The 17,533-nt window shown below is 72.5% G+C and carries 17 protein-coding genes; 7 read left to right on the plus strand and 10 right to left on the minus strand.

Going from position 1 to position 17,533, the window contains the following annotated elements; genetic code table 11:
- A complete protein-coding gene (locus tag ACQP26_RS27740; protein ID WP_269703877.1) occupies positions 1 to 921 on the minus strand; it encodes a proline dehydrogenase family protein in 921 nt (306 codons plus the stop codon).
- A 119-nt stretch (positions 922 to 1,040) separates the two neighbouring features.
- On the opposite strand from ACQP26_RS27740, the gene ACQP26_RS27745 reads away from it, so the two are divergent.
- Genes ACQP26_RS27745 through ACQP26_RS27755 form a run of 3 tightly spaced genes read left to right on the plus strand, consistent with a single transcriptional unit; the run spans position 1,041 to position 3,070 of the window.
- A complete protein-coding gene (locus tag ACQP26_RS27745) occupies positions 1,041 to 1,316 on the plus strand; it encodes a hypothetical protein (RefSeq protein ID WP_269703876.1) in 276 nt (91 codons plus the stop codon).
- 1 nt (position 1,317) lies between these two features.
- Entirely contained in the window at positions 1,318 to 2,484 is a 1,167-nt protein-coding gene (locus ACQP26_RS27750; protein WP_269703875.1) for a glutathionylspermidine synthase family protein, read from the plus strand.
- A 19-nt stretch (positions 2,485 to 2,503) separates the two neighbouring features.
- Positions 2,504 to 3,070 carry a CGNR zinc finger domain-containing protein gene (locus ACQP26_RS27755; protein ID WP_018787720.1) on the plus strand — a complete coding sequence of 189 codons (567 nt, stop codon included), beginning with the start codon at positions 2,504 to 2,506 and terminating at the stop codon, positions 3,068 to 3,070.
- 92 nt (positions 3,071 to 3,162) lie between these two features.
- On the opposite strand, the gene ACQP26_RS27760 is transcribed toward ACQP26_RS27755, so the two are convergent.
- Together ACQP26_RS27760 and ACQP26_RS27765 are read right to left on the minus strand one after the other, a co-directional pair.
- Positions 3,163 to 3,969: a sugar phosphate isomerase/epimerase family protein gene (locus tag ACQP26_RS27760; RefSeq protein ID WP_013288771.1), complete on the minus strand. Its 807-nt coding sequence runs from the start codon at positions 3,967 to 3,969 to the stop codon at positions 3,163 to 3,165.
- 75 nt (positions 3,970 to 4,044) lie between these two features.
- Positions 4,045 to 4,989, minus strand: coding sequence for a Ppx/GppA phosphatase family protein (locus ACQP26_RS27765; protein WP_269703873.1), 945 nt, complete (start codon positions 4,987 to 4,989; stop codon positions 4,045 to 4,047).
- 74 nt (positions 4,990 to 5,063) lie between these two features.
- Between ACQP26_RS27765 and ACQP26_RS27770 the strand changes: the two genes are divergently transcribed.
- A complete protein-coding gene (locus ACQP26_RS27770; protein ID WP_281579673.1) occupies positions 5,064 to 5,870 on the plus strand; it encodes a hypothetical protein in 807 nt (268 codons plus the stop codon).
- Between the two features lie 59 nt (positions 5,871 to 5,929).
- On the opposite strand, the gene ACQP26_RS27775 is transcribed toward ACQP26_RS27770, so the two are convergent.
- The 3 genes from ACQP26_RS27775 to ACQP26_RS27785 form a co-directional block, all read right to left on the minus strand.
- Entirely contained in the window at positions 5,930 to 6,505 is a 576-nt protein-coding gene (locus ACQP26_RS27775; protein ID WP_269701096.1) for a hypothetical protein, read from the minus strand.
- A 978-nt stretch (positions 6,506 to 7,483) separates the two neighbouring features.
- Entirely contained in the window at positions 7,484 to 8,167 is a 684-nt protein-coding gene (locus tag ACQP26_RS27780; RefSeq protein ID WP_269703870.1) for a response regulator transcription factor, read from the minus strand.
- A gap of 21 nt (positions 8,168 to 8,188) precedes the next feature.
- Positions 8,189 to 9,481: a sensor histidine kinase gene (locus ACQP26_RS27785; RefSeq protein ID WP_433494379.1), complete on the minus strand. Its 1,293-nt coding sequence runs from the start codon at positions 9,479 to 9,481 to the stop codon at positions 8,189 to 8,191.
- 201 nt (positions 9,482 to 9,682) lie between these two features.
- On the opposite strand from ACQP26_RS27785, the gene phoU reads away from it, so the two are divergent.
- Positions 9,683 to 10,327 carry a phosphate signaling complex protein PhoU gene (gene phoU / locus ACQP26_RS27790; RefSeq protein WP_281579670.1) on the plus strand — a complete coding sequence of 215 codons (645 nt, stop codon included), beginning with the start codon at positions 9,683 to 9,685 and terminating at the stop codon, positions 10,325 to 10,327.
- A gap of 46 nt (positions 10,328 to 10,373) precedes the next feature.
- On the opposite strand, the gene ACQP26_RS27795 is transcribed toward phoU, so the two are convergent.
- On the minus strand, positions 10,374 to 11,141 hold the full coding sequence (locus tag ACQP26_RS27795) for a phosphoglyceromutase (protein WP_269703867.1): 768 nt from the start codon (positions 11,139 to 11,141) through the stop codon (positions 10,374 to 10,376).
- A gap of 150 nt (positions 11,142 to 11,291) precedes the next feature.
- On the opposite strand from ACQP26_RS27795, the gene ACQP26_RS27800 reads away from it, so the two are divergent.
- Both ACQP26_RS27800 and ACQP26_RS27805 read left to right on the plus strand, forming a co-directional pair.
- On the plus strand, positions 11,292 to 12,617 hold the full coding sequence (locus ACQP26_RS27800) for an MDR family MFS transporter (RefSeq protein WP_433494380.1): 1,326 nt from the start codon (positions 11,292 to 11,294) through the stop codon (positions 12,615 to 12,617).
- Positions 12,618 to 12,697: 80 nt separating this feature from the next.
- On the plus strand, positions 12,698 to 13,945 hold the full coding sequence (locus ACQP26_RS27805; protein ID WP_433494381.1) for an MFS transporter: 1,248 nt from the start codon (positions 12,698 to 12,700) through the stop codon (positions 13,943 to 13,945).
- Between the two features lie 394 nt (positions 13,946 to 14,339).
- On the opposite strand, the gene ACQP26_RS27810 is transcribed toward ACQP26_RS27805, so the two are convergent.
- The 3 genes from ACQP26_RS27810 to mshA form a co-directional block, all read right to left on the minus strand.
- Positions 14,340 to 15,200: a hypothetical protein gene (locus ACQP26_RS27810; RefSeq protein WP_433496211.1), complete on the minus strand. Its 861-nt coding sequence runs from the start codon at positions 15,198 to 15,200 to the stop codon at positions 14,340 to 14,342.
- Between the two features lie 287 nt (positions 15,201 to 15,487).
- Positions 15,488 to 16,021: a YbjN domain-containing protein gene (locus ACQP26_RS27815; protein ID WP_269703862.1), complete on the minus strand. Its 534-nt coding sequence runs from the start codon at positions 16,019 to 16,021 to the stop codon at positions 15,488 to 15,490.
- A gap of 51 nt (positions 16,022 to 16,072) precedes the next feature.
- Complete coding sequence (mshA, locus tag ACQP26_RS27820) at positions 16,073 to 17,434, minus strand: D-inositol-3-phosphate glycosyltransferase (RefSeq protein ID WP_433494382.1); 1,362 nt, start codon at positions 17,432 to 17,434, stop codon at positions 16,073 to 16,075.
- Positions 17,435 to 17,533: the final 99 nt, after the last annotated feature.

A 17,533-nucleotide genomic window follows, 5' to 3' on the forward strand; every position in this document is an offset into this window, starting at 1 on the left:
TCACTTCTTCGACAGCACCGCGCGGCCGAAGAACGCCAGGTTGGCCGGGCGCTCCGCGAGCCGGCGCATCAGGTAGCCGTACCACTGGTCGCCGTACGGGACGTAGGTCCGCACCGTGTAGCCCTCGCCGACCAGGCGCTGCTGCTCCTCCGGGCGGATGCCGTAGAGCATCTGGAACTCGAACCGGCCCGGGTCGCGGTCGAACCAGCGCGCCCGGTCCTCCCCGATCGCGATCAGCCGCGGGTCGTGCGTGGCGAGCATCGGGTAGCCGTCACCGGACATCAGCACGTTCATGCAGCGCACGTACGACTTGTCCACCTCGCGGGCGGACTGGTACGCCACCGACTCCGGCTCCTTGTACGCGCCCTTGCACAGCCGCACCCGCGACCCGGCCGAGGCCAGCTCCCGGCAGTCCGACTCGGTCCGCCGCAGGTACGCCTGGAGCACCGCGCCGGTCGACGGGTGGTCCTTGCGGAGCTTCGCCAGGATGTCCAGCGTCGAGTCGGTGGTGGTGTGGTCCTCCATGTCCAGCGTGACAGTGGTGCCCGCCGCGTCGGCCGCCGCGCAGATCGCCCGCGCGTTGTCGTACGCGAGCTGCTCGTCGAACATCTGGCCCAGCGCGGACAGCTTCACGCTGACCTCGGCGGCCGGGGTGAGCCCGGCGGCGGCGAGGCGGCTCAGCAGCCTGAGGTACTCGTCCCGGGTGGCGTTCGCCTGCTCCGGGGTGGTGGTGTCCTCGCCCAGGTAGTCGAGGGTGACCGCTTGGCCGTCGGCGACCAGCTCGCGGGTGGCGCGCAGCGCGTCGTCGGTGGCGGCGCCGGCGACGAACCGGCGGACGACGTCCCGGGTGAACGGGGCCGTCGCGACGAGCCGCTCCACCTGGGTGGATCGGGAGGCGGCGAGGATGACGGAACGGAGCATGAGCCGAGCGTAACGCTCACCACCGGGCCCTCGCCGGGTGCGTCCGAGGCCCGCCCGGTTCCGTCCCACGGCACCGGGCCGGGCACCCCCGGCTGGCGCGGATCAGCTACAACGTTCACGTGGATCGACGACACCCCCGGCGCCGGCTCCGCTCGGCCTCCGTGCAGCTCGGCGCGCTGACCGCGCTGGCCCTCGCGCTCTCCGGCTGCAACAACGGTTACGACGACGACGATGACGACTGCGCGCTCGGCCCGGCCGGCGGGGGCGGCGACGTCGTCGCCGTGGCCCTGCACGTGCCCGCGCCGGTCACCGCCGCACGCGGCGAGCCGGCCCCGGCCGCCGCGCTGCCCGAGCGCGGCGGCTTCGGCACCCACCTCGCCTCCTGCGGCGGCTGACGTGCGCCGCGAGGCGAGCACGCCGCGCCCCGGCTGGGACGAGATCATCCGGGCTCAGGGCCTGGTGTACGTCGACACCGAGCTGCCCGACGGCGAGATCATGTCGTACTGGGACGAGACCGCGGCGTACTCGTTCACGCTGGACGAGGTGCTCCGGCTGGAGGAGGCGACGGAGGAGCTGCACCGGATGTCGGTGGCCGCCGCCGAGCACGTGGTGGCCCGCCGCCGGTACGCCGAGTTCGGCATCCCCGAGTGGGCCGCCGAGGCGGTCGCCCGCTCGCTGCGGGAGAACCCGCCGACGCTCTACGGCCGGTTCGACCTCTGGTACGACGGCAGCGGGCCGCCGAAGATGCTGGAGTACAACGCCGACACCCCCACCGCGCTGGTCGAGGCGAGCATCGTGCAGTGGTACTGGCTGGAGCACACCCGGCCGGACGCGGACCAGTGGAACAGCCTGCACGAACGCCTGGTGGGCGCCTGGGCCAAGATCGGCGCCGGGCTGCATGAGCCGCGGGCGCACGTGCTGTGGTCCTCCGAAGAGGAGTCGGGCGAGGACCAGATCACCGCCGGCTACCTCGCCGAGACCGCCCGCCAGGCCGGGCTGGACGTGACGCTCATGCCGATCCAGCGGGTCGGCTGGGACGGGCGGCGCTTCGTCGACGCCGACGACCGGCCGATCACCACCTGCTTCAAGCTCTACCCCTGGGAGTGGATGCTCGCCGAGCCGTACGGGCGCCCGGCGCTGGACCCGGGCACCCCCACCACCTGGATCGAGCCGGCCTGGAAGCTGCTGCTGTCGAACAAGGCGCTGCTGGCCGTGCTCTGGGAGATGTACCCGGGGCACGACTACCTGCTGCCCGCGTACCTGGACTCGCCGCGAGGCATGACCGAGTACGTGGCCAAGCCGCTGCTCGGCCGGGAGGGCGGTTCGGTACGCATCGTGACCGGCGACACGGAGATCACCAACCCGGGGATCTACGGCGACGAGGGCTTCTGCTTCCAGGAGTTCCGCGCGTTGCCCGAGTTCGAGGGCAACCGGACGGTGCTCGGCAGCTGGATCGTGGACGGCGAGTCGGCCGGCGCCGGCGTGCGCGAGAGCGAGAGCCTCATCACTGACGGTTACGCGCGGTTCCTGCCCCACTACATCGACGCACCGCGTCCGCTCTGAGTCGTCTACCGTTGGTGTCGTGAACTTCGACGCGTACGCCCGGACCGGGGTCGAGCTCGTCAACGCCCGGCTGGACGACCTGGACGGCCTGCGGGCCGTCTTCTCGGACGAGCAGGGCTGGATGCGCGACGAGGTCGCGGAACGGGACCTGGCGATCTTCCGGCGGGCGCAGAAGCGCCTCCGGGACGTCTTCGAGTACGGCACCTCGGGCCGGGACAACGAAGCGGTGGCGGAGTTGAACGCGCTGCTGGAGGCGTTCCCGGTGCAGCCGCGCATCTCCGGGCACGACTCCTCGGACTGGCACATGCACGTGACCAGCCGGGGCGCGTCGGTCTCGTCGGAATACCTGGCCGGCGCGGTCTGGGGCCTGTCGGTGTGGCTGTGCGAGTACGGCAGCGCCCGCTTCGGGGTCTGCGCCGACGACCGCTGCGGCAACGTCTACCTGGACACCTCGTCCAACTGCTGCCGCCGGTTCTGCTCCGAGCGCTGCGCCACCCGCTCCCACGTGGCGGCGCATCGGGCGCGCAAGCGCGCAGCGGTCGGCGAGCAGGCCGTCCCGGCGCAGCCGCTGTCCCCGGTGAGCTGACCTCCGGCGCACTCCCCGGCCCTCGGGCCGACGCCGCGCCGCCGCAAGCGACGCCGCAGCCGGGCGCGAGCGGCCGGGGTGGCCCGTGCCGGTCAGACGTCGACCGGGGACGGCGCCGTCAGGTTCGCGCGGGCGAACTCCAGCGACTCCCGCAGGTCCGCCTCGCGGACCGCGCGACTCTTCGCGCCCCGGGTCGTCACCTCCACCGCTACCGAGCCGGTGAACCCCCGTCCGGCCAGCGAGCGGAGCATCTCCGCGCAGGGTTGCCCGCCGCGACCCGGCACCAGGTGCTCGTCGCGCCCCTCGCCGGTGCCGTCGCCCAGGTGCACGTGCGCCAGCCCGGACCCCATCCGGTCGGCCATCGCCATCGCGTCGGTGTGCGAGGCCGCGCAGTGCGACAGGTCGAGGGTGTACGAGGCGTACCCGATCTCGGTCGGATCCCAGCCCGGCGCGTACGGGACGAACTGCCGCCCGGCCATCCGCACCGGGTACATGTTCTCCACCCCGAAGTGCAGGCCGCCGAACTGGCCCGCGATGGTGTCGAGGCCGTCGGCGAAGGTGCGCGCGTAGTCACGCTGCCAGGTGAACGGCGGGTGCACCACGACGGTCGGCGCCTCCAGCGTCTCGGCCAGCTCGGCGGCCTTGCGCAGCCGCTCCCACGGGTCGGGGCTCCACACCCGCTGGGTGACGAGCAGGCAGGGGGCGTGCACCGACAGCACCGGCACGCCGTAGTGCTCGGCGAGTCCGCGCAGCGCGCCCGCGTCCTGGCTGACCGGGTCGGTCCAGACCATCACCTCGATGCCGTCGTAGCCCAGCTCGGCGGCGAGCTGGAACGCCGCCGCGGTCCGTTCGGGAAAGACCGAGGACGTGGACAGGAGCACCGGAACGCGGTAAGTCACAGTTCCGAGGGTAGCCCCAAGCGCCGGCGAGCATCGGGACGAGCAACCGCAAAGCAACCCAGAGCGCTCGTACGGTCACATCGGCGCGAGCTGATCCAGCCGACGCAGGATGACGCCCTCCCGCAGCGCCCACGGGCAGATGTCCACGCAGTCGACGTCGAGGCGGCGCATCACCGCCTCCGCCACCACCGCGCCCGCGAGGAGCTGGTGCGCCCGCTGCGCGCTGACCCCCTCCAGCTCGGGCAGCTGGGCCGGGGGGATGTGCCTGATGAACCCGAGCACCTGCCGCAGCCCGGTACGCGTCAGGCTGCGGCGCGCCCACAGGCCCGCACCGGAGGGCGCGGCGCCCGCCAGCCGGGCCAGCGTGCGGAACGTCTTCGAGGTGGCGACCGGACGCTCCCAGCCCACCGCTGTCAGCTGCTCGACCACCGGGTCGAGCTGGGCGTCCACGTACGCCCGCAGTTCCTCCACGGCCTCGGCCGACGGCGGCGCCGCGCCGGCCGGGTCGACGGCGAGCCGCTCCCGGCTCAGCCGTCCCGCCCCGAGCGGCAGCGAGATCGCCACGTCCGGGTGCTCGTCGATGCCGGCGGCCAGCTCCAGCGAGCCGCCGCCGATGTCCATCGCGAGCAACCGGCCCGCCGACCAGCCGAACCACCGCCGCACCGCCAGGAACGTCATCCGCGCCTCGTCCGCGCCGGAGAGCACCTCCAGGCGCACGCCCGTCTCGTCGCGGACGCGGGCCAGCACGTCGGCGGCGTTCGTGGCGTCGCGGACCGCGCTCGTGGCGAACGCCAGCAGATCCTCGGCGCCCAGCCCGTCAGCCGCCGCCCGAGCCATGCCGACCGCCTTGACCAGGCCGTCCGCGCCGCCGACGGTGAGCGCGCCGTCCGGGCCGATCTGCTCGGCCAGCCGCAGCACCACCTTCTCCGAGTGCGCCGGCCAGGGATGCGCGCCGTGGTGGGCGTCGACCACCAGCAGGTGCACCGTGTTGGAGCCGACGTCGAGGACACCCAGTCGCATGGAGAAGACACTAGGGCCAACACGTTTCGTCGGCTCGACGGCCGGGCGGGGTCACCGCGCGTACGCTGGTCCGAGTGACAGGGCAGATCGAGCTTCACGTGCTGGTGGACGACCCCGAGGACCCGCGCAGCCGCGAGGTCGGGCTGGACTTCCCACGGGAGTGGATCGAGTTCACCGACCCGGCCGACCCGAAGCACGTCGTCCGCGCCGACCTGACCTGGCTGCTGTCCCGCTGGACGTGCATCTTCGGCCAGGGCTGCCACGGCATCATCGCCGGGCGGGCCGCCGACGGGTGCTGCTCGCACGGCGCGTTCTTCACCGACTCCGACGACGAGAAGCGGGTCCGGGCAGCGGTGAAGCGGCTGACGCCGGAGACGTGGCAGCACTTCCGGCGCGGGTTCAAGAACTGGACCGAGAACGACACGGTCGACGGCAAGACACCGGCCCGGCGTACCGCCACCCGCGACGTGGACGCCCCCTGCGTGTTCCTCAACGACGCCGACTTCGCCGGTGGGGGCGGCTGCGCGCTGCACGCCCAGGCGCTGCGCGACGGGGTGCACCCGCTGGAGTACAAGCCGGACGTCTGCTGGCAGTTGCCGGTACGCCGCGACCAGGAGTGGCACAAGCGGCCCGACAACACCAAGGTGCTGATCTCCACGCTGGCCGAGTTCGACAGGCGCGGCTGGGGCGCCGGCGGGCACGACCTCGACTGGTGGTGCACGTCCTCCACCGACGCGCACGTCGGCGCCGAGCCGATGTACGTCTCGTACGGCCCGGAGCTGACCGCGCTGATCGGCGCGCCCGCGTACGCCAAGCTGGCCGAACTGTGCGCCGCCCGGCAACGCCAGGGTCAGGTCGCCCCGCACCCGGCAAGCGAGTGAAGGCCGGCACCCCGTTGGTTCGGGGTGCCGGCCTTTCGCTGCGTTCTTAGTTGTTCTTCTTACTTGTTCCAGTGCTCGGCCACCAGGTCGGCGGCCTGCTGCTCCCACTGGGCGTAGTGGTCCGGGTAGGCGGACACCTGGACGGTCTGGGCGGCCTTGGTCAGCGGCATGTCCTTCCAGCCGTCGACCTGCTTGAGACCCTTCAGGAACGCCGTCGTGGAGTACTCGGGGTCGGTGATCTGCTCCACCGTGCCCCAACCGGAGGAGGGGCGCTGCTGGAACAGGCCCTGCGAGTCGTGGTCGTTACGGTCACCCAGGTGGCCGAGGTTCTCCAGCTTCGACTCCTGCAACGCGGTGGCGATGGACACGACCGCGGCACGCTCGTCCATGCCGGCCTTCTTCGTCGCGGCGATGATCGCCTTGACGTTGGCGGTCTGCTCGTCGTTCAGGTCGATGCGCGACTGGGCGCCCTGCACACCGTGCGGGATCAGCTTGTCACCCTGCACCGTCGCCGTGACCGGCTTCGCGTGCGCGGTGGTGTCCGCGGCGTGGGCGGCGACCGGACCGGCGAACACGCCACCGGTGAAAGCCAGACCAGCAATACCCAGAACGCTCTTACGCAGAATCGTGTTCATCACGTGTGCTCCATTCGGGGGTCGACGCACCCGGGGGGATGCGTGGGCACCGTCAGGCGCTCAAAAGACTGGGGGTTTCGGCTGCTCGCGGGGGCGGGGGCCTCTACGCGGCGCCGGAAGCATGTCCAACGACCCGCGGCCCGGCATCATTCCCGGGCCGGCTCACGCCACCACCGGGGGTGCGGCGCGGAGGGTTCACGTCGTCGGAACCGTGTCCAACGACCGGCCGGCCCGGCATCATTCCCGGGCCCTGACGCGTCGTCGCAACCATCGTCAACGACCAGCCGGGCGGGAAGCTTCCATGCGGCTCACGCCGTCGGAGACGTACTCAACGACCGCGGCCCTGGGCCTGTGCCCACAGCCAGCACCGCCTCGCTCGGCGGCAACCGGTGCTCGGTCGTTCACCCGGTTACAACGCCCGGCACCCGCCCACGATTCCGCCACCACAGTGCCGCCCACCACCCCAACCCGGACACCCACCCCACACACACCCAAACCCTCACCGAGCCAGCCGAGCACCTCACCCTGCACCCCGTGATCAAGGAGTTAGCGGCACCATCCGACGCCCACAAGCCCACAAACTCCTTGATCACCCCCGAACAAGCCCTCGCCTGGCACACCCGCGGCGTTGATCATGAGGTTAGCCGTGACGAAACGGACACCAGGCGCCGCCAAGTTCATGATCGACGCGACCGGGCAGGGCGTGAGCTGGACGGGGAGCGCAGCGGCCGTCGACGGCCCACGCGATCTTGCAGTTTGCGCCCTCGGGGCGTCCCATTTGCGCGGTTTACGGAGCACCGAAGTGCAAGATCGCGTGCGCGAAGGAGTCTCGGCGGGTCGAGGCCCGAGAACTCCCCGCGCGAGAAACCCCGGGGTCGGCGATCTTGGAGTAGTGGCACCTCACGAACGGCGCCAAAGCGGGCATCCTGGGCGCCACAACTCCAAGATCGCCGCAAAGGGCTCAACGCGGGCGGCGGATCAGGGCTCGAACTTGTAGCCCAGGCCGCGGACCGTGACGATGTAGCGCGGCGCGGACGGCTCCGGCTCGATCTTGGAGCGCAGCCGCTTCACGTGCACGTCCAGCGTCTTGGTGTCGCCCACGTAGTCGGCGCCCCAGACCCGGTCGATCAACTGGCCTCGGGTGAGCACCCGCCCGGCGTTGCGCAGCAGCAGCTCCAGCAGCTCGAACTCCTTGAGCGGAAGCTGCACCCCGGCACCGCCGACTGTCACCACGTGCCGTTCGATGTCCATCCGGACCGGGCCGGCGGCGAGCGTCGGCGCGCCCGTCTCGTTCGACTCGGCGCTCTGCCGGCGCAGCACCGCCCGGATGCGGGCGACCAGTTCACGCGGCGAGTACGGCTTGGTCACGTAGTCGTCGGCGCCGATTTCCAGGCCGACCACCTTGTCGATCTCGCTGTCCCGCGCGGTGACCATGATGATCGGCACGTGCGAGCGCTGCCGGAGCTGCCGGCAGACCTCGGTGCCGGACATCTCCGGCAGCATCAGGTCGAGCAGCACGATGTCGGCGCCGGTCCGGTCGAACTCGGTGAGGGCGGCGGTGCCCGTCGCGGCGACGGAGACCTCGAACCCCTCCTTGCGGAGCATGTAGGACAGGGCGTCGGAGAACGACTCCTCGTCCTCGACCACGAGTACGCGGCTCAACGGGTGTTTCCTTTCCTGTGGTCAGACCTGCCGGAGCTCGGCCGGGCCGGCCTCGATCCCAGCGGAGGCGAGTGTCGTCTCCAGGTCGTCCGGGGGGCGTGCGGGCAACCGGAGGGTGAACGTCGACCCCCCACCAAGGGTGCTCGACACCTCCACCCGGCCGCCATGGTTGCTGGCGATGTGCTTGACGATGGCCAGGCCCAGGCCGGTGCCGCCGGTCGCCCGGGAGCGGGCCTGGTCGGCCCGGTAGAAGCGTTCGAAGATCCGGTCGACCTCGTTCGGGGCGATGCCGATGCCCTGGTCGGCCACGGCGATCTCGACGTGCTCCTCGGTCCCGGTCACCGTCACCCGGACCGTGGTGTCCTCGCCGGAGTAGGTGATCGCGTTCTCCACCAGGTTCGCCACAGCGGTGGCGAGTTGGCTGTCACTGCCGTACACGGTCAGGCCCCGCTGCCCGCCGACCGCGATCTCCACCCGGCGCGCGGTGGCCGCGGTGCGGGTGCGGTCGACGACCTCGGCGAGCACCCAGTCCACCGAGACCGGCTCGGGGGCGGGCTGCGGTTCGGCGCCCTGGAGGCGGGTCAGTTCCAGCAGCTCCTGCACGAGGCGGCCGAGGCGGGTCGACTCGTGCTGGATCCGCTCGGCGAACCGCCGCGCGGCGACCAGGTCCTCGGACAGGTCGGGCGCGCCGCCGACGGCCGGTTCGGTGGCGTCGACGAGCGCCTCGGCGAGCAGTTGCAGCGCGCCGATCGGCGTCTTCAGCTCGTGGCTGACGTTCGCGACGAAGTCCCGGCGTACCCGCGCGAGACGGTGCGACTCGGTGACGTCTACTGCTTCGATCGAGATGTAGCCGGAGCCCAGCCCCATCGCCCGCAGGTGCACGCCGAGCGGGTTGTCACCGCCGCCGTCGCGGCCCCGGGGCAGGTCCAGCTCGATCTCGCGCCGCACGCCCGTGCGGCGGACCTGCCCGGCGAGGGTACGGATCAACGGGTGCGCCGCGATCGACCCCGGCGTCGCCCCGGTACGGAGCAGACCCATCGCCCGGGCGGCCGGGTTCACCAGCACCGGCACGTCGTCCGGGTCGAGCACCACCACGCCGGCGCGCAGCGAGTCGATCGTCTTGCGGCCGAGCCCGGATAGGCCACCCTGCGCTTCGTCCGGAATCGTCGGCCTCCCTGCGTCACGACGGGGTGTCCCGCCGCCCCGCGACGCCCGGCGGCGCCGCCATTCGTCCACGCGTCCGGACAGCAGCGCCCCGGCGACCAGCCCGGTCACCAGCGCTCCGGCCACCACGATGGCCACCGCCCATTCCACCCGGCGATCGTAGGGTCATTGTTAACCCAGGGATCGGGCACAAAGGGACGAACCACTCTCGCTTTCGGCAAAGTTCACCTACGGGCCCCGCGTCGTTCATCCGCGTTCACCCTGGTGCCGACCGTTCGGCCTAGCGTGGGGCGCGCACCTGCTCCTGCCGTACCCCGTCGGGGTGACGGCCATCGACCCCAGGAAGTGACGATGCGCGACGAGTTCCGGGCCGACCTGCAGATTGTCAGCCAGCTGCTGGTGGACATGGCCGAGGCGGTACGCGCGGCCATGCGGCAGGCCACCAAGGCGCTGCTCACCGCCGACCGGACGGCCGCCGAGACGGTGATCGCGCGGGACGCCGAGATCGACGACCTCTACCGGCACGTGGAGGAGCGGGTCTGTGACCTGCTGGCCCGCCAGGCGCCGGTGGCCTCCGACCTGCGAGCGATGATCACCGCGTTGCACGTCGCAGCCGATCTGGAGCGGATGGGCGACCTGGCCGACCACGTGGCGAAGACGGCGCTGCGCCGGCACCCGTCCCCGGCGGTGCCGGCGGAGCTGCGGCCGGTCTTCACCGACATGGCCGGGATCGCCGACCGGATGGCCGAGAAGATCGGCTCGGTGCTGGCCAAGCCCGACGCCGACGTGGCCGCCGAGCTGGACGGCGACGACGACGCGATGGACGACCTGCACAAGAGCCTGTTCGGCGTGCTCCTCGGCGACGACTGGCCGTACGGGGTGGAGACGGCGATCGACGCGACGCTGCTGGGCCGCTTCTACGAGCGTTTCGCCGACCACGCGGTGAACGCGGGCGAGCACGTGGTCTACCTGATCACCGGTTCCACGTCCGCCTGAGAACCGCGGGCGGGGCCGCCTCGGGGGAGGCCCCGCCCGCGCCGTGTCAGCGGCCCTGGTTGGCGACCGCGGCGGCGGCAGCCTTCGCCGCGTCCGGGTCCAGGTACGTGCCGCCGAGCACCTGCGGACGCAGGTCGGCGTCCAGGTCGTAGCGCAGCGGGATGCCGGTGGGGATGTTCAGCTTGGCGATCGCCTCGTCGGAGATCTGGTCGAGGTGCTTGACCAGGGCGCGCAGCGAGTTGCCGTGCGCGGCCACCAGCACCGTCCGGCCGGCCAGGATGTCCGGCACGATCGAGTCGTACCAGTAGGGCAGCATCCGTTCGACGACGTCCTTCAGGCACTCGGTGCGCGGCATCAGCTCGGTCGGCAGCAGCGCGTACCGGGGGTCGCCGACCTGCGACCACTCGTCGGCGTCGTCGATCGGCGGCGGCGGCGTGTCGTACGAGCGGCGCCAGAGCATGAACTGCTCCTCGCCGTACTCGTCGAGGGTCTGCTTCTTGTCCTTGCCCTGCAGGGCGCCGTAGTGGCGCTCGTTGAGCCGCCACGACCGGCGTACCGCGATCCAGTGCCGGTCGGCGGCGTTCAGCGCCAGCTCGGCGGTGCGGATGGCCCGGCGCATCAGGCTCGTGTGCACCACGTCCGGCAGCAGGTCGTGCTCGCGCAGCAGCTCGCCGCCGCGCCGCGCCTCGCTCTCCCCCTTGGCGGTCAGGTCGACGTCGACCCAGCCGGTGAAGAGGTTCTTCGCGTTCCAGTCGCTCTCGCCGTGCCGCAGCAGGACCAGCGTCCCGACGGTGGGCCCCTCGCTCGCAGTCATGCCGATCATCCTGCCGTACCGGGCAAGCGGACACGCGGCGACCGGTGGTGACGACCACCACGTGGAAAACCTGATGACCACGACTCCGGCCCGGCACTAGGTTGTAAGGCGCTTTAAACAGATCGGTCATTACCACACGGGGGCATCGGGATGCGGACGGTACGAGGCTGGTTCCAGGACACGGCGGGTGGCCTGCCACGGACGTTCTGGTACCTCTGGGCCGGCACGCTGATCAACCGGCTCGGCTCGTTCGTCCTGATCTTCCTGGCCATCTACCTCACCCAGGAACGCGGCTTCTCCGCCGCCCAGGCCGGACTGGTGATCGGCCTCTGGGGCGCCGGCGGCGCGGTCGGCACCACCATCGGCGGCACCCTGACCGACCGCTGGGGACGGCGACCCACGCTGCTCGCCGCCCACGTCGGCGCGGCGGGCATGATGATCGCGCTGGGCCTCGCCCGGCCGCTCTGGGCGGTGGCGGTGGGCGCGCTGCTGCTCGGCGCGTTCGCCGAGGCGGCCCGCCCGGCCTTCGGCGCGATGATGGTCGACGTGGTGCCGGACAAGGACCGGCTGCGCGCCTTCTCGCTGAACTACTGGGCCATCAACCTCGGCTTCGCCTGCGCCGCCGTGCTCGCCGGCTTCGCCGCCCAGGGCAGCTACCTGCTGTTGTTCCTGGTGAACGCGACCACCACGCTGGTGACCGCGCTGATCATCTTCGCCAAGGTGGGCGAGACCCGCGGCCCGGTCACAGTGCTCCCGGTCAAGGGGATGCCGGCACCGGCCGGAGCGCTGCGCACCATCCTCGCCGACCGGGTGTTCCTCGGCTTCGTCGCGCTCAACCTGCTCGCCGCGCTGGTGTTCCTCCAGCACATCTCGATGTTGCCGATCGCCATGGGCGACTCCGGGCTCAGCCCGGCCACGTACGGGTCGGTGATCGCGCTCAACGGCGTGCTCATCGTGGTCGGCCAGTTGTTCGTACCCCGGCTCATCAAGGGCCGCAGCCGCTCGCACGTGCTGGCGCTCGCGTCGCTGGTGATGGGCGCCGGCTTCGGGCTCACCGCGCTCGCCGACACGGTCTGGCTCTACGGCCTGACCGTGCTGATCTGGACCCTCGGCGAGATGCTGAACTCCCCGTCCAACGCCACCCTGATCGCGGAGCTGTCCCCGGCCGCGCTGCGCGGCCGCTACCAGGGCGTCTTCTCGCTGTCCTGGCAGCTCGCGGGCGCCGCCGCGCCGATCCTCGGCGGCCTGGTCCGCGAGCACGCCGGCAACAGCGCGCTCTGGCTCGGCTGTGCGGGCATCGGCGTCGTGGCGGCGGTCGCCCACCTGATCTCGGGCCCGGCCCGCGAGCGCCGCGCGGTCGCGCTGCGCACCGTGGGCACCCCGGTCACGCCGGTCACCGCCACCGCCACCCCGGCGCCCGAGGCGGGCGAGGCCGCGGCGACCGCACCCGCCGCGCCGGTCCGGGCCGGTTCCTGAGTACGCCCCGACGCGACCGCCCCGAGGCCTGTGGATACCGTACGGGACGGAATCGGTAAGGAAACCTTCCTGGAGGACGGGTGCGCGGCCTGCGATGCTGGTGGGACGACACGGCCGGCGGACTACCGGCCACGTTCTGGTACCTCTGGTCCGGCCTGCTGATCAACCGGGCAGGCGCGTTCGCGCTGCTGTTCCTGTCGCTCTACCTGACCGCCGCGCGGGGTGCCCCGCCGTCGCTGGCCGGGCTGGTGGTCGGCGCGTACGGGATCGGCGGCGCGGCCGGCACGCTGCTCGGCGGCGTCCTCGCCGACCGGTGGGGACGCCGGGCCACGCTGCTCGCCGCCCACCTGGCCGCCGCCGCACTGATGGCGGCGCTGGCGTTCACCACGCACCTGGCGGTGATCGCCGCGCTGGCCACGCTGGTCGGGGTGGCGCACTCGATGCCCAGCCCGGCGTTCGTGGCCGCCATCGTGGACGTGGTGCCCGAGGCGCGCCGCTCCCGCGCGTTCAACCTCCAGTTCTGGGCGTTCAACCTGGGCATGGCGGTGGCCTCGCTGCTGGCCGGTCTGCTCGCCGAGGCGAGCTTCACGGCGCTGTTCCTGGTCGACGCCGGAGCCACGCTGGCGGCGGCGGTGGTGATCGCGCTGAAGGTGCCGGAGACACTCACCCGGCGGCCGGCGTTCACGCCACGGGCGGTGGTGGGACGCCGTCCCGGGCTGCACACCGCGCTGACCGACCGCACGTTCCTGGTGTTCGTCGGGCTCACGTTCCTGCTGGCCGTGCTGACCATGCAGACCTCGACGATCATGCCGCTGGCGATGCGCGAGGACGGTCTGCGCCCGTCGGCGTACGGGCTGGTGGTCGCGCTCGGCGGGGCGCTCATCGTGGCCGGGCAGCTGTTCGTGCCCCGGCTCATCGAGCCGTACCGCAAGTCGAGCGTGCTGGCCGTCTCCACCGGCCTGATGGCGCTCGGGTTCGGCGCGCTGACGGTGGCCGACGGGCTGCCGCTCTACCTCGGCGCGGCGGTGGTCTGGACGGTCGGGCAGATGCTCGCCGCGCCGCCGAACGCACAGATCAACGCGGACCTCGCGCCGCCCGAACTGCGCGCCCGCTACCAGTCGGTGTTCTACCTGACGTTCCCGGCCGCGTCGTTCGTGGCGCCGGCGCTCGGTGGGCTCAGCCTGGAACACCTGGGCGAGCGGCACTGGCTGGTGGTGGGCGCGCTCGGCCTGCTGGCCGCCGCCGGGCACCTGCTGGCCGGGCCGCGCCGGGAACGGCGGGTGGCCGCGCTGCGGGCGGCGGCGGAACCGGTCACGTCCGTCCGCTGAGGGGCGGCGACAACGGCAGAGGAGCGGCAACGGCAGAGCGCCCACCCCGACCCCCGTCGAGATGGGCGCTCGTACCGTACGCCCGGCGGCGGCGGGCGACACTCACCCCCGTAAGCGTCGCCCGCTCGCGCCGCCGGTTCCACGGGTGGCACCGTCCCCCAACGGCGTGCTCCACCCGATCTTCGCGTCTCGCCTGCGCGGATCTGATCGATCCGCCGCTCCCCCGAACGTAAACAAGCGTGACGCGGTGCAATAAAGTTAGTTCGCCCGGATTCCGGATTCAACCCGGAACGCTGTCTTGCCCGTCACAGCGCCCGTGTCGGAAACCCGGCTGTCCCTGTTGTCGTCCCTGGAGTGGCAAACACGGCGTTCCCGGCCGCCATTCCCGTAAACCTCAACCGTCCTCGCGATTCGGGTTCTCGGTCCGGAAGAAGTTGCTCTGCCGGCCGTCCCGCATCTGCTCCTGGTAGATCAGGTTCAGCCGCCGCAGGTCGAACGTGCGGAACCAGTCGTCCCAGGTGATCTCCCGGATCCGGCTGCTCTCCCGGTACCCGGGGATGTTGAACGTCAGCACCCCGGGCCGGCCCTCGCGCTCCGTGCCGGCGATGGTGGCGGGTTTCGCACCCCGCGCCCGCGCCCAGCGCTGGATCACCTCGTGGTTACGGGTGACCAGGCTCCGGCCCGGACGCTCCGGCCGGTCCGCGAGCGACGTGATGAGCTGCGACGACCCGATCGACCGGCTGGACGCCGGGCCTCGGGTCGGCGCCGCCTGCGCTCGGGCGGACGACGCCTTCCGCGCCGGCGCCGCCTTGGCACGCGACGGAGCAGCCTTGGCGCGCGAAGGAGCCGCCTTGGCGCGCGAAGGAGCCGCCTTGGCCCTCGACGGGGCCGCCTTCGCCCTCGACGGGGTCGCCTTCGCCCGAGCGGGCGCGGCCTTCGCACGGGAGGACGCGGCAGTGGCCCGAGCCGGGGCCGCCTTCGCGCGGGACGGAGCTGCCTTGGCACGCGCCGTCGTCGCCCGCGACGAGGTCGCCTTCGCCCGGGCGGGCGCCGCCTTGCGCGTACCCGTGGCCTTGGCCCTGGCACCGGTGGCGCGCGCGGCCGGCGCGGCCTTTGCCGGCGACGTGGCACTCCGGCGGGCCGACGTGGTCCGCTTCGCCGCCGTGGTCTTCTTCGCGGCGGTGCTCTTGCGGGTCGCCGACGGCCGGCCGGCCGGGCCGGCGCTCCGCCGGGCGGCGCCGCCCTCCCCGCGCATGGTCCGCGCCAGGGTCTTCACCAGTTCCGGCTTCCGTAGCGCGGAGATCCCGGCGACCCCGCGCCGCTTGAGCTGGCTGCGGAGGTCGTCGACCTTCATCCGGGAGATCTCGGACTCCGACACCCTCGGGGTGTTCGGCGTCTGGTTGCCGCTTTGCCGCTTGGTCCGGGTCGCAGTCGTGCCGCGACCTGAGCTGTTGCGCTGAGCCATGGGACACGCTCCTCGACAGTCCGTCCTCGGCCCGCGGTGGGTCCCAGTGCTCCGCACCGCGCGGGGCGGCATACCCGTCAGGAGGGCTCCGAACCTCCGGCGGACGATCCGGCAGTGGCGGAAGGCTCGAAGAGGTGCGCGAACGCGGCAAGGTTCGCCGTCGACTCGCCACGCTTGACCCGCCACTCCCACTCCCGGCGGATGGCGGTGCCGAAGCCGATCTCCAGCATGCTGTCGAACGACTCGTCGGCGTACGTCAGCACGGAACCGAGCAGCCGGTCCAGCTCGTCGGCGTCGACGCCGGCCAAGTTGACCCGCCCGGTCAGGTAGACGTCGCCGACCGCGTCGATGGAGAACGAGACGCCGTACATGCGGGCGTTGCGCTGGAGCAGCCAGGCCCACAGTTCCTCGCGGCGCTCGTCGGGCTGGCGCATCACGAACGCCTCGACCCGCAGCGCGTGCTCACCCACGATCAGGTTGCAGATCGTCTTGAGCTTGTGCGTGCCGGGCAGCGTCACCGCGTACGACGCCTCGCCGGTGGAATCCCACTCCAGCTCGCGCTCCGCGCAGACGGACTCGATCAGCGCGGCGACCTCACTCCTGCGGCTCATCGCACCCACTCTACGACCGGTGTACCGGGGCCGCCCGGTGGCCGGTGGAGATCACCAGGAGCACAGGGCGGCCGGTTCGCCGAGCCGCCGCGCCAGCCGGGCCCGGTGCTCGGTGATCGCCTCCCCGTAGACCGCGAGCAGGCCCGAGGCGGTGCGGTGCCAGGAGAAGTCCCGGGCGTGCCGCTCGGCGCCCCGGCCCAGCGCGGCACGGCGTACCCGGTCGGGCAGCAGCCGGGCCAGCGCCCGCGCCCAGTCGACCGGGTCGTGCCCGTCGATGAGCATGCCGCTGACGCCGTCGCGTACCGCCGTGACCAGGCCGCCCACGGCGGCGGCCAGCACCGGCGTGCCGCACGCCTGGGCCTCCAGCGCGACCAGCCCGAACGACTCGTTGTGCGAGGGCACCGCGACCAGGTCGGCGGCGCGGTAGAGGGCGGGCAGGTCCGCGCCGGTCTGCGGCGGGAGGAACCGCACCCGGTCGGCCACGCCGAGCGCGTGCGCCAGTTCGATCAGGGCGGTGGGCCGGTCCAGGCCGCTGCCGCTCGGGCCGCCGCAGATCACCACGGTCAGCTCGTCGGCCAGCGCCGGATCCCGCTCGCGGAGCGCGGCGACGGCCCGTACCAGCACGTCCGGCGCCTTGAGCGGCTGGATTCGGCCGACGAACGCGACCACGTACCCGTCGACCGGCAGGCCGAGGGGGCGGCGCGCGGCCCGGGTCGCGGCGTCCCGGTCGCCCGCGGCGGGACGGAACCGGTCCAGGTCGACACCGGGCTCCACGACCGCCACCCGGTCCGGCTCGGCCGCGTACCGGTCGAGCAGGTCGCGGGCCTCGACCCGGGTGTTGGCGACCAGCCGGTCCGCCTCGGTGACCACCTGCTCCTCGCCGATCACGCGGGCCTTCGGTTCGGGACGGTCCCCGGCGGCGAGGCGGGCGTTCTTGACCTTCGCGAGGGTGTGCGCGGTGTGCACCAGCGGTACGCCCCAGCGTTCCTTGGCCAGCCAGCCGACCTGGCCGGAGAGCCAGTAGTGCGAGTGGATCAGGTCGTAGTGCCCCGGCGGGCGGGCGGCCTCGGCCCGCAGCACTCCGGCGGTGAAGGCGCAGAGCTGACCCGGGAGTTCCTCCTTGGTCAGCCCCTCCAGCGGCCCGGCGGTGACGTGCCGGACGGACACACCGGGCGCCACCTCGACCACCGGGGGCAGGTCACCGGCGGTGGCCCGGGTGAAGATCTCCACCTCGACGTCGGCCTCGGCCAGCCGCCGGGCGACCTCCAGGATGTAGACGTTCATGCCACCGGCGTCACCCGTGCCGGGCTGGTGCAGCGGCGACGTGTGCACCGACAGGGTGGCGATACGTCGGGGCCGCGGCCACGGAAGGGCACCTCGCTGACGACCGACACCGGTGTGCAATTCCGCCACGTCCGCTCCCTCTGTCACGGTTGATGCCGTCCCGCACGACCGGCGCTTCTCGGTCAACCCGTGTGCCGGATGTCATCTTCCCCATCGGGGTACGGAAAT

The sequence above is a fragment of the Micromonospora sp. CA-248089 genome, from assembly GCF_050948515.1.
Taxonomy (GTDB): domain Bacteria; phylum Actinomycetota; class Actinomycetes; order Mycobacteriales; family Micromonosporaceae; genus Micromonospora.